Annotated in this window: 13 protein-coding genes; 6 read left to right on the forward strand and 7 right to left on the reverse strand. The window is 34.8% G+C overall.

Going from position 1 to position 16,597, the window contains the following annotated elements; all coding sequences use genetic code 11:
- Positions 1 to 62 precede the first annotated feature (62 nt).
- A complete protein-coding gene (gene ruvX, locus GQN54_RS05620; RefSeq protein ID WP_160632537.1) occupies positions 63 to 479 on the forward strand; it encodes a Holliday junction resolvase RuvX in 417 nt (138 codons plus the stop codon).
- Here the strand turns inward: ruvX and GQN54_RS05625 are convergent.
- Complete coding sequence (locus GQN54_RS05625; protein ID WP_160632538.1) at positions 476 to 1,273, reverse strand: RsiV family protein; 798 nt, start codon at positions 1,271 to 1,273, stop codon at positions 476 to 478. The two genes, ruvX and GQN54_RS05625, sit on opposite strands and share 4 nt — an antisense overlap.
- Before the next feature lie 30 nt (positions 1,274 to 1,303).
- Positions 1,304 to 3,736, reverse strand: a complete 2,433-nt coding sequence (locus tag GQN54_RS05630) for an outer membrane beta-barrel family protein (protein WP_160632539.1) — start codon at positions 3,734 to 3,736, stop codon at positions 1,304 to 1,306.
- Between the two features lie 102 nt (positions 3,737 to 3,838).
- Here GQN54_RS05630 and GQN54_RS05635 point away from each other — a divergent pair, with 102 nt between their 5' ends.
- The 5 genes from GQN54_RS05635 to GQN54_RS05655 all read left to right on the forward strand — a co-directional run bounded on the left by GQN54_RS05635 (position 3,839) and on the right by GQN54_RS05655 (position 13,054).
- Positions 3,839 to 4,795 (forward strand): lysylphosphatidylglycerol synthase transmembrane domain-containing protein, encoded by a 957-nt coding sequence (locus GQN54_RS05635; RefSeq protein ID WP_160632540.1) that lies wholly within the window; start codon positions 3,839 to 3,841, stop codon positions 4,793 to 4,795.
- A 132-nt stretch (positions 4,796 to 4,927) separates the two neighbouring features.
- Positions 4,928 to 6,079, forward strand: a complete 1,152-nt coding sequence (locus GQN54_RS05640) for a SiaB family protein kinase (RefSeq protein ID WP_160632541.1) — start codon at positions 4,928 to 4,930, stop codon at positions 6,077 to 6,079.
- A 119-nt stretch (positions 6,080 to 6,198) separates the two neighbouring features.
- A complete protein-coding gene (locus GQN54_RS05645) occupies positions 6,199 to 9,483 on the forward strand; it encodes a tetratricopeptide repeat protein (protein WP_160632542.1) in 3,285 nt (1,094 codons plus the stop codon).
- Between the two features lie 129 nt (positions 9,484 to 9,612).
- Entirely contained in the window at positions 9,613 to 10,941 is a 1,329-nt protein-coding gene (locus GQN54_RS05650; RefSeq protein WP_160632543.1) for a M16 family metallopeptidase, read from the forward strand.
- Between the two features lie 37 nt (positions 10,942 to 10,978).
- The gene (locus GQN54_RS05655; protein ID WP_160632544.1) at positions 10,979 to 13,054 is read left to right on the forward strand and encodes a M16 family metallopeptidase; all 2,076 of its coding nucleotides are present in this window, start codon (positions 10,979 to 10,981) and stop codon (positions 13,052 to 13,054) included.
- Positions 13,055 to 13,199: 145 nt separating this feature from the next.
- On the opposite strand, the gene GQN54_RS05660 is transcribed toward GQN54_RS05655, so the two are convergent.
- From GQN54_RS05660 to GQN54_RS05680, 5 genes are all read right to left on the reverse strand, one after another.
- The gene (locus tag GQN54_RS05660) at positions 13,200 to 13,355 is read right to left on the reverse strand and encodes a hypothetical protein (RefSeq protein WP_160632545.1); all 156 of its coding nucleotides are present in this window, start codon (positions 13,353 to 13,355) and stop codon (positions 13,200 to 13,202) included.
- A gap of 195 nt (positions 13,356 to 13,550) precedes the next feature.
- Positions 13,551 to 14,030 (reverse strand): hypothetical protein, encoded by a 480-nt coding sequence (locus GQN54_RS05665; RefSeq protein ID WP_160632546.1) that lies wholly within the window; start codon positions 14,028 to 14,030, stop codon positions 13,551 to 13,553.
- 107 nt (positions 14,031 to 14,137) lie between these two features.
- Entirely contained in the window at positions 14,138 to 14,641 is a 504-nt protein-coding gene (locus tag GQN54_RS05670; protein ID WP_160632547.1) for a hypothetical protein, read from the reverse strand.
- Positions 14,631 to 15,557: a hypothetical protein gene (locus GQN54_RS05675; RefSeq protein WP_160632548.1), complete on the reverse strand. Its 927-nt coding sequence runs from the start codon at positions 15,555 to 15,557 to the stop codon at positions 14,631 to 14,633. The genes GQN54_RS05670 and GQN54_RS05675 overlap by 11 nt, the downstream gene beginning before the upstream one ends.
- 173 nt (positions 15,558 to 15,730) lie before the next feature.
- Positions 15,731 to 16,594 (reverse strand): hypothetical protein, encoded by an 864-nt coding sequence (locus tag GQN54_RS05680; protein WP_160632549.1) that lies wholly within the window; start codon positions 16,592 to 16,594, stop codon positions 15,731 to 15,733.
- Positions 16,595 to 16,597: the final 3 nt, after the last annotated feature.

Genomic DNA, 16,597 nt, shown 5'->3' on the forward strand with positions numbered 1-16,597 from the left:
AGAGAAGAAACAGATAAAGACTACCTTTGTTGTCAAAATTTACGATCTTCAAAACTATAGCATTGGGAAGAATTATCGCGATTGATTACGGAGCCAAACGAGTAGGTATTGCTGTTACAGATACCTTAAAGATGATAGCAAGTGCATTAACAACGGTTGATAATGCTGACTTATGGGACTTTATAGTGAAATATTTGGCGAAAGAAGAGGTGGACATAGTAGTGCTTGGATTACCATTGCGTCTAAATAACGAATTGTCTGAAATAGAACCTCGCATTCAGAAGTTGATTCGAAAATTAAAGCATGAATACCCACATTTAAAAATAGAACGTCAGGATGAACGGTTTACTTCTAAACTGGCGGTGAAAGCAATGATAGAAGGGGGGATGAAGAAAAAGCAACGTCAAATTAAAGGGAATATTGATAAGTTAAGTGCGACTTTAATTCTTCAAGATTTCTTAGAGCGATGTCATTATTAATGATTGAACTGCACAGCGCTTTTAGGTAGTTTTAAATCAAAAATTCCAAAAGAGTAAGGAGCGAGTTCGTAGCTATTGTAGGCAAAAGATACTGAGTCCTCTTCGATTAAAATATTGGAGGTCAATAAAAATTCACGGTCTGATATAAAGAATCCATAGTCTTCTAAATCCATGGTTTCGTCCATGTTGACCTGCTTTTTCAGCACTTTCAATAGTTGCTCTTTAACGGCATTGGTATCTTTCATCCAACTGTAGGGATGCAATGTCTTGCCAGTCTTCAAATCAAGGGTAAAGTATAAAATTTCAGTATCAGGATGAGCTCCACCTGCGTAAGTCATTTGTTTTTGTTGGATGCTTGCGAATACGTCAGAAATAAAAGGAGCAGTGACGTCATTTATTAGTTGGTAGCCTATTCTTTCTTTGTTCTTTTTTTGGTCAATGGTATGCTTTTTAAAAAAAGCAGCTTTTAATTGGGGGATAGTGGCATTTTTTTTAATACTTTCTTCGGGAATAAAATCAATAAACGGTTGGACAAAAAGGGCATAAATGCTATCGTTTAATGACTTCAATAGCGATTGGTTTGGTTTTTCTCCACCTAGGGCAATAGTGGGGTAACTAGCCTCCAACTGCGCACATCCTCTTTGGTTGGGGAGATTACATTCTTCTGATTGTTCATTAATCCGATGAATTGTACTTGTTAAATCTTTGCTATCAAGTGTAAATTCCTCTTGGTTTGAATGAGTACAACTATATAGAGCGAAGCTGATTAGACTGAATAAGTAGTATTTTTTCATGACCATTAAATTTTATAGAATCAGTATCCATTAAAAACCTCCTTCATCACCACCGCCATCGTAATTGGATGGTTTTTGCCGCTGTTTAGCTTGGTTAAATCGATAACTAAATGTAGCAATAAATTGTCTTGGGCGCCATTGAAATTCAGATTCTGAAGTGAAGTTCTCTGTCTCTGTATAGGATCTCCATTTTCTAGTATTTAATACGTCTTGAACACTAAAAGTGATTGTGCCCTTATTTTTTAACACATCTCTACTTACTGCTAAATTGATTACTGTCATAGATTTAACTCTACCTTGAGCACTTTTATTTGGAGCTCTATACATTCCATTCAATTGGATGTCTGTCTGTTTGTCCAAACTATACTTCGCACTCATTCGAGCATTCCAATTGAAAGCATATACGCCGTAATCGGTCCCACTGTAGAAACCTTTTTGATCAGATAGAAATACATTTACAGAACCATTTACTTTTAATTTAGAAGTAAGATCTTTGGAAAAATTTGTTTCAACACCATAATCATCTCTAGTAGATAGGTTTACAGGTAGAGTGAAGGTTACTCCAGTATCATTTGCGAAACTAATTCTGTCGGTGACATCTGTAGAATGTTTATAATACGTACCGACATAGAATGAAGCTTTTTTCCAGTATTTTAGATAGCCCACTTCGAAACTATTGGTGTATTCAGGATTTAAGTCAGGATTCCCAGTACGAATGTTTCTAGCATCTGAAAAAGTAAAAAATGGGTTCAATGATCTAAATCTAGGTCGACTTATTCTGCGGCTATAGCTCCATTGCAATGAATTTTCATTTTTGAGTTTATAGGTAAAGGCAGCAGATGGAAAAAGGTCAGTGTAGCTTTTATTATTGATCTGGTTGGTAGTTTTGAGTTCAGTTCTAATTTCAGAATGCTCCATTCTAAGACCGACTTGGTAAGATAGTTTTTCATATTGCTTACTAAAAATACCGTAAGCTGCATAGACATCCTCTTGATAGTTAAATATGTTGGTAAACTCATCTAAGGTGTTTAAGCTGCCATTATTGTCGATTTCTTCTACCTTATAGTCGGTGTCAATGGTTCGTAAATTGGCTTTTGCTCCGGTTTCGATTTTCATTCCATTGTTTAATGGAAGCACATAATCCGTTTGAAACAAATAATTGATTTCGTTTTCTGAATTATCTGAGAATTGGCTTAGAGGAGGCTGTTCAATGTCTACTCCTTTTGTGGCATATTCTAAAATGTCTGACTGTTCTGTTTCACCGCCATCATTGTATTTAAAATCTGCCGTTAATTCTTTCCCTTTTTTATCAAAAGTCTTTTTGTAGGAAAGCGAAAACTCTTTGTTAACATCATCTTCACGCTCTTTACTTTTACGAATACTTTCATTAATCAGGTTTCCTTCTTGGTCGTAATCCATATAGGTAATTTCACCGATATTGTCTTCATCTGATATTCGATACAGTCCGGAGAGGGTAAGGGTGTTTTTGTCATTTAAGAATATGTCTGTCCCTAACATTATGTTATGAGAAATGCCTGAGTTTTCATAGTTTCTATCCAAATCAGTGCTATAACTAGTATCTGCTAAATAAAAGTTTTGTTCTGATTTTCCCACTCGATTAAAATTGGAATACCCAGTCCCGTAATTGATAAAGGCGTTGTACTTTTTTCGACGCATGTTTAAGTTTAAACTAACGCCATAGTTTTCCGGATAACCTGCTCTCAATTCCACAGAGCCATTGATTCCTGATTTTTTTTCTTCCTTTAGGATAATATTTATAATTCCAGCTTCTCCTTCAGCATCATATTTTGATGAAGGGTTGGTAATGACTTCTATTCGTTCAATCATACTTCCTTGTAACTGACGCAGGGCAGCAGTGGTACTTGTTCCTACAAGACCAGAAGGTTTCCCATTGATTAAAATTCGAACATTTTGACTACCTCTTAAACTCACATTTCCTTCAACATCAACTTCTACGGATGGCACGTTGTCTAATAAGTCAGAGGCATTGGCACCTTTCATCGTTGGGTCTGAACCTACATTAAAAACTTTTTTATCCAGCTTAAACTCCATTTGGCTTTTTTCAGCCACTACATTTACTTCGCTAAGCGTTTTGACATCTTGATCCAACGTAATGGACCCCAAATTAACATCTCCTTTAAGCAGATTTACATTGCTGATGCTTTTCGGTTTGTATGAAATAAAAGAAATATCTACACGGTAGACTCCTCTTTTTAAAGGTAGTTTAATGATTCCTGATTCGTTGGTGATTCCGCCATCCACCAAGGTAGAGTCTTTCATTCTAAACACAGAAATTGTAGCATAAGGAAGTGGAGTATTCGTTGCTCCATCTATTATTTTTGCGGTCAACTCAAACTGCTGTTCCGAATTTGGTCGGTCTTGAGCAATGGTACAAAAACTCAGTAGTATAAGTGCTTGTAGAAGCAGGGATTTATAATTCATGCTGCGAAATTATTGATTTAATCATTGACGCATAGACTGTCATTTGTTTAAAAAGTTTAAAATCGAATATCATTTAGTTCGATTTCACTTAATTTGCAACCGATGAAAGGATGGAAAGTGGTTTTTCAGTTGGTGTTGGCTATTACGCTGTTGGGATTAGCAGTATATTTTGTTCAACAGCAACAATTTGAATTGGAAAGGATTGTTGATCTTTTAGCACATGCAGATAAAGGAATGGTCTCCATTGGGTTGATTTTTACTGCAATTCTCATTGGGTCTCACGCTGCTTTATATTTTTTCAGTTTTAGGGCAATTGAAAAAGAAGTGACCTATTGGGAACTGATAGATTTATTTCTTAAGCGAAATGTAATCAGTGTACTATTGCCAGCAGGAGGGTTTACTTCTTTAAGTTTTTTCAATAAGGGGTTAAAAAATAAGGGATTAACTGCAGAGCAAATCTATTTGGCCTCCTACCTTTATGCCACTATTGGATTAATCTCGGTAGTTATAGTGGGGATACCATTTATTGGAATCATGTATTTTGTTGGCCATTTGGATTATACCTTATTAATCGGAATGGTCGTCCTGATTTTATTTTTGATAGTTCTAATTCTTTTATTTTATTCCGTTTGGAAACAAAAGTGGTTGTACAACTATTTGGTCAATAAGAGTCCCAAGCTGGAACAAAGTATCAATCGGATAGTGGAGGAGAAATTCATGCTAAAACCTTTACTGTGGGCCTTATTGGCGAGCATAATGATTGAAATAATTGGAGTGATACACATGTATATTTCTTTAGAAGCTATCGGTGTGCAACCGGATATTGTAGCCTGTATTTTGGCCTATATTGCTATGATAATATTGCTCTTAGCAAGTCCATTTTTGAGAGGAATGGGAGCGATAGAAGTGTCGATGACATTTATCTTAATGAAATATGGTTATACGGCTTCAGAGGCAGCAGCGTCCACTTTACTTTTCCGTTTTTTTGAGTTCTGGGTATTACTTGTTTTGGGAATGATTGCAATTGCTATCGACCGTGTACGTTTTTTTGTTGCCTAAGATTAATCTATAATTTTTGCTAGTTCGTCTATAGAAAAATAACTCACATAGGTTATTTTGTTTGAAAGTTGTTTTGAAAAATGGAGCGCTGATAGAATAATTTTATTACTTTAGTCTCTATAACCTTGATAATTGAAGCCTTTAGACCTCCATAAAGTAGATTTTGCAAAAATTCATTTACTGAATTCACCAGATGTGGACATGGAATACATCTATCGTGGCTACTTTTCAGACGAAGTCATAGATCATATTTTGGTTCTTGTAGAACGACAGCTAGAATTTAATGGAGAGTCGCATAAAATTCGAAAGAAGGCATACAACATCATGGTAGAAGGACTTCAAAATATTACTCGTCATCAATCAAATGCTGAAAGTGATGTAGAAAAAATAGGAATCTTTTGTTTGAAAAAGATCAATAATCGATACTACATCACTACTGGTAATCAGGTTGGTAACAAGGATGTAATTAAGTTGGTCTCTATGCTAGACAAATTAAATGGCATGAACAAAGAAGAACTTCGCAATTACTATGTAGAATTATTAAATAACGGGAGTTTTTCTGAAAAAGGCGGGGCAGGAATTGGGTTGGTCGATATGGCACGCAAATCTGAAAGTAAGTTGTATTACAATTTCAAATCAGTAGACTCCGAAAATCAGTTTTTCTATTTGAAGATTTGCTTGGATAGTCAATTAAATGATGAACCTGAGGAAGATCATCAAAAAGCAGTGAGCCTACATTTTGATGGTTTATCCGCATTGCATGATAAATTATTAAAGGAGCGTATTGTCTTAACATTAAGAGGGGTATTTACATTAGAAAATGTAGGAGATATAATCGAGTCCGTTAAAAAGTCGAGGGTAAGTACTTCTGATACTCGTAGTCAAACCATACTTTCTTTAATGTATGAAATGCTAATGAATATCATTCATTATGCTGCAGTAATTGAAAAAGTAGGGGGAGGACCTGGTGTTTTTATGATGAGTGAAAACCACGACAAAAGTGAATTGCTTTTTACCTCGGCTAACCTAATAAAAAACTGTGAGGAGAAAACCTTACGCAATGAGTTGATAACCATTAATTCTCTAAATGATAGCGAACTAGATTTTTATTTTTTAAAAAATAATACTGATGCGACTGGAATGGTGAAAACGGGTCAAGGGCTTATAAATTTTAGGAAAAGAACGAAAAGCAATCTGAATCACTATTTTGAGCGATTAGACGACAATTACACACTATTTACCTTACAGATCAACCTTAAAACTCCTTGTGAACCATACTCCTAAAGTTTTATTTTTTAGTTTTAACTTAGTTCTTCCTAACAATTATCCTTCTTTATAAATTCATTTTGTATTTTTATAGAGTCTCTATATCACGGAGGTAACTTTCTAACTAACTACAAAAAATGAATCTAAAAAACCTCTGCATCGTTTCCCTATTTCTGATTCCGGGTTTCAATTTTGCACAAGAAAAACTAAAATACACCCCCAGTGGCTCAGCCATACAAGTTGGTGTACTCTATCACAATATTGGCAGTTTTGGTGCTGCTATTGAACAGTATAAAACAGTATCTGAAGGTGATACGAATTATTTAATGGCGCAGTACGAACTATCTTTGAGCTATAATAGCGATGGTAAGTATACAGAGTCATTAGATGTTATTGCTTCAGCTATGGATTTAGGGAAAACACCCTATGATCAACGCTTTATCAATAATAAAGGAGTTGCTCTTAGAGAAATGGGGCAATTGTCAGAGGCAGTAAATGTTTATACAGAAGGGCTTAAGCGATTTCCATATAGCACCATGCTCTTTTATGGAAGAGGATTAGTGTATGAAAAACAAAAGGCTTATCAAGCTGCATTTGATGATTACAAACAAGCGGTTAAAATCAGTCCGTTTTATGCATTTGCACATTACAAAATGGGAACCTTATTGGAAAAAGCCGAACGGCCAATTGAAGGGTTGTTGTGTTTAACTCAAGCGGCAACTATCAATTCCTATACTCAGTTGAGTCAGTTATCCTTGGATTTAGCTGAAAATATTGCAATAGGTAAAAAGCCGGAGACTACCATTTCGTTGGAGACAGGAGCGCCTGAAGAAACCATACAGCTATTAGAAGCAAAACTAAAAGAAGAATTGTCTAGCGATAAAAAGAAATTAATCAATGAAAAGATTGACAATAAATTATTACAGAAAATCACCCAATTGCTTTCATCTGTCAAAGTAGACAAGGAGAATAAGAATTTCTGGTATACCTATTATTTCAACTTTTTTGGCCGGATTATACCTGAAGGACATTTTGAAGCCTATTCCAACTACGTAATGGCCAATTACAGCGATCCTAAAATTAGCAATAAAGCAAATAAAGAGAATACAGAGTCCTTTAAAACTTGGGGTAAAAAAGAGTTGGATTTACTGTTGATTCAAGAAATGGAGTGGAATGGAAAAAAGCAAGCAGTTAGACATTGGTTGAACAATGAAAATGGGTTGTCTGCCATAGGTAATATTAATGATAAACAAGATAAAAGAATTGGTTATTGGGAGTTTTACTTCAATAATGGTCAGTTGAATGCTTATGGTTTGTATAATCAAAATGGAGAACGAGAAGGAGTCTGGGTTTGGAAAGATAATTTGGGCAATAAAATTGAAGAAGGAAACTATATTGATGGAAAGGCAGATGGTGAATATCTATTGTTTCACTCCAATGGAAATTTGAAACGAAAAATGAATTATCACCTAGATACTCTGGACGGAGTTTATCAGGCTTACAGCCAATTTGGTACTTTAGTAGAAACAACTCATTTTAAGAAGGGAAAGAAAGAAGGTTTGACAAAACTCTATTTTGAGCACGGCCCTTTGCAATATGAAATTCCATACACGGATGATGAAATCAATGGGACTGTGAAAAAGTATTACATCTCTGGGGAAATCGATGAAACCATTGAAATGAAAGACGACCAAAGGAATGGAATCTTTCAATCTTTTTATTTGGACAGTACCTTGCATTCAGAAGGGGTGTATAAAGATGATCTTGAGAATGGAAAGTTTGTGTATTTCTTTAAAAACGGTCAAAAATCTGCAGAGCGAACCTACAAAGAAGGAAATCAAGTGGGAGTTTATCGGAACTATTACTCCGACGGTAAAATTGAAGAAGAAGGGACTTTAGATGAAAACGGTAAATTGAACGCTATTCTGACGAAATATGATAGGAATGGCAATAAACGATCTGAAAATGAATATAAAAACGGAGATTTTATTGGTTACGTCAACTATCATAATAATGGAGAGGTAAAGTCAAAAGCCAGATCTAAAAAAGGAACTCTAAAAACAGTTAGCTACCATTTTAATGAAACAAAAGCCTCTGAAGGAAATTTTAAATCTGGGAAAAGAGTAGGGAAATGGAAGTTCTATTACCCCAATGGTGAACTAGCTTCCGAAGAAGAATTTAAGAATGATTTAATAGTAGAAGAGGATATCAACTATTATAAAAATGGAGAAGTTGAAAATAGAGGAAAATATAAAGAAGGTTTAAGAGAGGGCTACTTTTCTACTTACTACATCGATGGGCAGCTGAAGGAACAAGGATTTTATCAGAATGATGTTATCGGCGGACCCAATGAGATGTACTATCCGAATGGCACTTTAAGTAGAAAAAGTTACTACAGCGGAGGACAGCTCAATGGATGTGATGTTTTCTACAACGAAAAAGGGAAGATTTCGGATAAATACTGTTATGACAATGGTGTATTAGAAGAGTATTTTAGCTATGATACGACTTCTAATATTTTGGATTACATTGTTTTGAAAAATGGAACTGCTGATTTTAAGTTGCGGCATTTGAACGGAAATCTAAGTGCTAAAGTAGCGTATCAGCACGGTGAGCTTCATGGAGATTTTGAATGGTATGATGGTCTCGATCATTTGGAAACTAAGGGCCATTATCAATATGGTAATAAAGTAGGAGAGTGGCAATATTTTTACGAAAGTGGCAACTTAATGTCAGGAGGTAAGTATGTTCTAAACGAGAGGGATGGAGAATGGAAATGGTTTTTCGAAAATGGCAATTTAGAAACAGTCGGTAAATTTCAGTCAGGAGTGAAGGTTGGCGCATGGGTGGATTATCATAAGAATTGTGAAAAAAATTACGAAGAGCACTATTTGGAGGGCAAACTTCACGGTTCTACTTTTTTATACGACAATGCTGGAGAACTACAACTTCAATTGAACTACTATGAAGGGACGTTAATTTCATACAGTTACCTAGACTCAGAAGGACAATTGCTCCCCGCTATTCCTTTGAAAAATGAATCTGGCAAAATATTGGCTTTCTTTAAGAATGGGAAAAAATCCTTTGAATATGAATTGAAAAATGGATTAAGAGAAGGAGAAATGACTTCTTATCACTCCAATGGAAATAAAGAAAAAACCATTCATTTTAAAAGCGACTTAGTTGATGGTAAAGGCCTTTATTACGATATAGATGGAAACCTTATCAAAGAGGTGCTCTACGAAATGGGCAATAAAAATGGGCGAGTAACTACTTATTATTCAACTGGAGAAAAGAAGAAAGAGCAGCAGTATTTGCTAGATGAGTTGTATGGAACTTCCACTTGGTATAAAAAGTCCGGTGAAAAAGAAAAAGAGCGTGTTTACTATGATAATCGAATTTTGACAGAGACCGTTTATTGATATTTTCACCATCTAACCATTCATACCAACCATAGCATCCTTTTAAAGATTTATTTGACCATTACTGTATAGAGTTGCTCAAAGCACAATGAATTCATTAAATTCGCTTGAAATTCTAAAAGAGAAATAATGAAGAAAGTTTTCATTGCAGCAATGGCCTTAGGACTGTCATATGGCGGTTTTGCAAAAGGTAAAGAAAGCAAAATTGAGTTTGTAGAATATGACTTGCCAAATGGTTTGCATGTTATTCTACAAGAAGATCATTCAACACCAATCGTAGCGGTAACCGTTTTGTATCATGTGGGATCTAAAAATGAGGATCCACAACGTACTGGTTTTGCACACTTTTTTGAGCATTTGCTCTTCGAAGGTTCAGAGAACATTGAGAGAGGTGAATATTTTAAGTTAGTTCAAAATAATGGGGGCTCGTTGAATGCCAATACCTCATTCGATCGTACTTTTTACTACGAGATTTTACCATCTAATCAATTAGAGTTGGGACTATGGTTGGAATCTGAAAGAATGCTACACGCCAAAATTGATCAAGAAGGAGTAGAAACTCAAAGAGGGGTTGTAAAAGAAGAGTTGAAGCAGCGAAATGAGAATACTCCTTACGGTAGTATTTTGAATGAAGTTTATGCACATGCTTTCGTTGAGCATCCTTATAGATGGACGCCAGGTGGATCGCCAGAATATATCAATCAAGCGAAAATGGAAGAATTTTTAGACTTCTACGCCACTTTTTATGTGCCTAATAATGCCACCCTTTCTATAGCAGGTGACATTAATGTGGAAGAAACGAAGAAGTTAATCGATAAGTATTTTTCTACCATCCCAAAAGGAACAAAAGAAATTCCAAGACCTACGATCGTTGAGCCAATTAAAACGGCAGAGGTTAGAGATACCGTTTATGATAATATACAATTGCCTGCAGTAGTGCAAGGATACCATATTCCTGCACAAGGAACTCCAGATTATTACGCAGCAAGTATGTTGTCTACTTTATTGTCTCAAGGAGAGAGTAGTAGATTGCAGAAAAATGTAAAGGATGAGAAAGAAGAAGCAGTTTTTGTTGGTTCATTTATGATTCCTTCTGAAGATCCAGGTTTGGCTTTGATGTTCGGTATTGCCAACATGGGCGTAGCTCCTGAGCAATTGGAAAAATCGATTAATGCGGAAGTAGAGAAAGTAAGAAAAGAATTGATTACCGAAGAAGAGTTGACCAAATTGAAAAATCAAACGGCCTCTGACTTTGTATCTGCAAACGGTAGAGTAGCTGGATTAGCAGAAAACTTGGCCAATTACCATGTTTACTTTGGTGATGCTAACCTGGTAAATACTGAAATTGACCGTTATATGAAAGTTACGCGGGAAGATATTCAACGAGTGGCTAATAAGTATTTCACTCCTGAAAATAGAGTGGTATTGTACTATTTGCCTAAAGCACAACAAAAATAAAATTCGATAGTAATCAAAGAATTATAAAAAGATACACATGAAAAAATTTAGCATATTAACGCTGATCGCTTTGATGACTGTGCCTGTTTTTGCACAAGAGTTGGATAGAAGTAAGCGTCCACAAGCTGGTCCTGCACCAGAAATTAAGATTGGAGAAACCCAATCGTTTACCTTAGACAACGGACTGAAAGTGTTTGTGGTGGAAAACCATAAATTACCAAGGGTTACTATTTCACTGAATTTCGATATTCAACCTTTTACAGAAGGCGATAAGAAAGGCTATACCGACATAGCTGGTGACTTATTGTCTACTGGAACGAAGAGTATGACCAAAGAAGAATTTAATAAAGCAGTTGACTTTATTGGCGCCAACTTCAATACTTCTTCAAGCGCGTTATACGCCTCAGGATTGAGCAAGTATGAGCCAAAATTGATTGAAATGGTTGCCGATGTAGCTATGAATGCCAACTTTACGCAAGAAGAATTGGACAAATTGAAGAAGCAATACATCTCAGGATTGGCTTCAGAAAAAGATGATCCGGATGCAATTGCAAGAAATGTAAGAAAAGTATTGATGTACGGTAGCGACCACCCTTATGGTGAGTTAAACACCGAATCGACCATTGAAAACATTGAATTGGCTGACGCTCAAAATTATTACAACACTTATTTTAAACCAAACATTGCTTACATGGCAATTGTTGGAGATGTCAACTTCAAGAAAACGAAGAAATTGATTACTGCAGCTTTTAAATCGTGGGAAAAAGGAGTGATACCTACTTTTACGTATCCTACGCCAACTGCTCCTGAAGCAACAGAAATCGTATTTGTAAACAAGCCTGGAGCTGTTCAATCGGTGATTAGTGTCAACTACCCTGTAGATTTAAAACCAGCCGATGCCGATAAAATTCCTGCTTCTGTGATGAATACATTATTCGGTGGTGGATTTACTTCACGATTGAATTTGAACTTGAGAGAAGCCAATTCTTATACGTATGGCGCTAGAAGTGCATTGAGCGATGACGAGTACATCGGTTATTTTGATGCGACTGCAAAAGTGAGAAACGATGTAACGGATAGTGCATTGGTAGAAACGATGAAGGAAATGATGAAGATGCAAGAAGGCGTTACTGCTGAAGAGTTGCAAGGCATCAAAAACTACATCACTGGTAACTTTGCGATTGGATTGGAAAATCCACAAACCGTTGCTCGATTTGCAATCAACAAAGAATTGTACGACTTACCTGCTGATTACTACAGTAAATACTTGATGAACGTAGCGAAAGTATCTCAAGACGATATTAAAGCGATGGCAGCGAAGTATATCCGACCAATGAATGCATACATTTTGGTAGTGGGTAACAAAGATGAAGTAGCGGACAAAGTGAAAAAGTTGAGCCCAACAGGTCAAATTAGATTTGTGGATACCTACGGAAATGAAGTAGTAGAAACATTGAAGCCTGCGCCTGCTGGAATGACTGCTCAGAAGGTTGTAGATAGCTACATTCGTGCGATTGGTGGCAAAGAAAACTTGTTGAAAGTGAAGACCATTAAATCGGTGATGAGTGCTGAAATGATGGGAAGAGCAATCCATGTAAATGTAACGTCTGAAGCGCCAAACAAATTCTTGATGGAAATGAAGATGGGCGAAATGGTGGTTCAGAAGCAAGTATACGATGGTGTAAAAGGAAAAGAATCAGGTATGCAAGGTGAAAGAGAAGTGACCGGAGACGATTTGGCAAGCCTAGCATTAGAAGCACAGTTGTTTCCTGAGTTGAACTACAATAAGGAAAACTATACTTTAGAATTAAAAGGAATCGACAATGTAAATGGAAAAGAAGTTTATGTAGTAGACATCACGAATCCATTGGGCGATAAGATGACTAATTTTTATAGCTTAGAAAGTGGATTGCTATTGCAAACAGAAACTACTGAAGAAACTCCTCAAGGGGCTTTTGTAGCTACTAAAGCTTTCTCTGACTACAAAGAGGTGAAAGGAGTGAAGTATCCTTATTTAATCAAGCAATCGTTCGGACCACAAGCATTTGATATGAAAATGGAATCGATGGAAGTGAATGCGAAATTGCCAAAAGGTACTTTTAGTGTGGAATAAGATTCCAACTAGAATAAAATGGAAAGGCGACTCGGTGGAGTCGCCTTTTTTTGTTTTTTGGTGATTATACGACAACAAATTTCTATGGTTAACACGATTGGGGCATTGAACTGTTTTAACTTTCTATTGGGCTTCTCAAATTAATTTAGTCATCAGTTTTTCGAAAATTATGTCTTTTCAACTCAGTCAAGATTTCCTTTTGATATTTTATGACTTCATCTATTCTTAGCATCCAAGCTCCAAATAGTCTGGTTATGAAAATTATTGCTACAATGATTATAAGTCCTATGATTACTTCCATAATTTTATAATTTTAAATTAATTCTTCAATCTATTATTCAATCCAAAAAAAAGAAGATTCACCATATCCTTTTAATTGAATGAATTACAGAAACCCGAAGATAGTATAAAAAACAATACAAAAAGAGTGGGAGCGTATGAAAATTAGTGGGTTATGTGGATGGATTGGAGAATTGTCTTAAATGAGGTTATTCTTTTATTTTTCATCTGCTTTGCCCAAAGCTTGCAATTTTTGTTCTAGCTCTTTCTTTTTAATCTTTTTTTCTAGAATCGTATTCTCTTTTTCTAACTGAGAGTTTTCATCTATTTCTAAAGTTGATTTTTTTAATAAAGTCCAAATAGAAAAAATTAAAGCAGGGATTAATGTCAAAATCAAAAGCAATAATTCTTGTTCTTTAAATTTCCAATAAATGATACCATTCGCAGTATTAAAAGGGTAGAGCCTTAAAATTAGAATTATGTGAATTCCACTTTGAATTAATGTCAAAAAAGCGAATATCTTATAGGTTATTTTCATTTTTTTATAATGTTGATCAACAACTTTATTATTTTCATTTATATTTAGCGATCGGAATTCTTTACAACGCCCATGTAAGATTTGTTGGGAGCTAAGTAAAAGTAATATTTTCAGTTTACCAAGTAGCAAAAACTGCTTTGCAGTTTTGTAATTTATCAATCATTACGAAATCTGCAAACTGATTTTGTGGAGTTTCAAAAGAAAACGAAACCTTCGTAACCTACTGATTCCTAATTGATTTTACACCATGTTATGCAATGCCTTTTTTACTCTTCTCTTAGTTTTTTTACTTCTAATTCGAGTTTCTCACATTCGAGTTCTGAAATCTTGTCATCATTCTTTTTAGACTTTTTCCATTTGAAAAAACCAAAACAGGCAAGTATGAAACCAATTGGGAAAAATATCCAAAATATGGTTCTATAAAATTTTATATAAGATTTTCTGATTTCTATTTCATCAGACATTCTTTCAGATTCTAATTGCTTAATATTATTTTCATTATTAATTGATATTATTTCTTTCAGAATTAAATTGGCTGCTTCTGACTTACCTTCTTTTAAAATCCGTTTTTCAAGCTCTTGTACACTCTTGTAGTTTTGATTGAAGACAAACTCCAACTTTTTCGCTTCACTCTCTAATTCAGTTGTCTTTAATTCTAAATCTTGAGTTTCCTTCAGTGGGTAATACACAGTTAAGACCATGAGAAGCAATCCCATAGTTACAAGATATTTATAAAGATTTTCTGAGCCTGCTAAGAAGCTATTTTCCATCTTTAAAAGGTTTTGTTAGTGCTGTTGTATCCATCTTTAAACTCTCAATAATTTTAGAAGTATTATCGAGGACTGTTCTATTATCATTAATAAAACTTTTAACTTCTGCGTCTTTTTCATCATCTAATCCGCCACACGAAGTTAAGAATATTAGATAAGCTAAAACTGCAAGACTCTTACCTTCTTTAATTAATTCTAATGCCCCTTTTGATTGTAAATTTATTTTTACAAAAAATTTATCATTAGATGGATCGGTAAATTTAAAGTCAGTATTAATATTCTCAACTAAGACTTCTATATTATCCATTAATTGTCTTAGTTCATCAAAGCTGATATTTTCTTCTTTCTCAATGTTTAAAACATAATGCGTATTGTCTCCTTTTTTATAAAGGTTTCCAATCACTCTATCAATATGAGGTGCATAATGATTTATACTACTAATAGCATGACGGTTAGATTTAACCTGATAAAAAATAGGGTTCAAATCGTCCATATATTTTACTGATTCCCAAACAACTTTTCTTCGTTTTTTGAATGTAGAAACCGAGTTCTCCTCATAAGCTTTATCATCTGCAACCCTTCCAAAAGCAATTCTGTCTGAATTTCTACTTGGTATGACAATTACATCATCTTTTTTTAGGTTAATAAAAGTTTGAACTTTGTTATAAGCTCCTGAGACTTTAATTTTTCCTGAAAAATCACTCAAATCAACTTTTTCAGATATTGCAATTCGTTTCTTAATTACTTCTTCACTAAGATTTTTGAATTCATAAAGAGTAAAATAGTCCCACGAAATTGCTATATATCCTCCATCTATAAAATTTTCAAAGTGTTTGCCGTAGTCAGTTCTTACAAACCAATAATCGGAATCAGTAGCAACTTTATTGACTTTATCTGTTATTTCTTGGACTTTCATCTATTATTTTTTATTTAAATTAGTAGTTGTGGTTTTGCATAACGGCTCGGCTAAGAAACGTAGGGCTTTCGAGGCGATTCACTGTCCACCGAAACCGAAGTTTGCAAAGTGAACGAACCTATCTGAAAGCCTTATCTGCCCTATGTTTTCTTAGCCATTGTTATGGGCTGTTTTTATTTATTTAATCTTTCTTTTGCTTCAATTTGTTCGTTGTACCAATATTTTTGAGTAACAAAATCAAGAGGCCAATCTCTCATAGCTTTCCTTTTGATTCCATCTTCCGGAATTGCTTTCATGTATTGGTATGCAGCTTTTTGTTCACTGAGCCAATATTCTTGAGTCGTGTAATCATTCGGCCAATCCTTTTCGGCTTTCTCTTTCAATTTTGCGAAAATTTGTTTTTCTTCTTCCTGAGCCTTTCTTAATGTCTCTTCTTCTTCTCTTAGCAGTTTCTCAGATATTTGGTTTTCCATTTTCATGTCTGAAAAGGCAACAATATATCGTCCTAAAGTGTCATAGTAATCAACTCGCTTATTCCCTTTAAGCCAAAAGTATTTTGAACCTTGACTTCCGTTATCGTATCTATTGTCACCATAACTTTTTTCAAGCATTGTTAAAAGTTCAGATTCAATAGTTATTTCATTTTCTGTCGTTTTTTTTGAGTTCTCTGGATAAATATGATTTACCACCCTGAATAACTCTTTATTCTCAAATGAGTATATCGAATTCGTGTATAAATTATAATTTGAAGCTCCCATTAAACTTACTATAGAACTATCATCATTCAGACTAATTTGATTGTCATCTAAAAGTTTGGATATATTTTTATTAAAGTCTTCTTTTGTCATCCCGAAGTAAAATCCAAGATTCAACGAGTCGCTCTTAACTCCTGATTTTAAACTTTCGCTTTCAAGTTGCTTTGCTGTTTTTGAACTATTCAGTTTAGTTTCTACTTGGCTATCTTCTTCCTGATTTTTGTTAGAGTTAGAACAGCCTATTAGCATTAATATTGAAATTGATAGTAATATTTTTCTCATGTC

Origin of the sequence: Acidiluteibacter ferrifornacis, assembly GCF_009909615.1 — a bacterium.
GTDB lineage: Bacteria > Bacteroidota > Bacteroidia > Flavobacteriales_E > Vicingaceae > Acidiluteibacter > Acidiluteibacter ferrifornacis.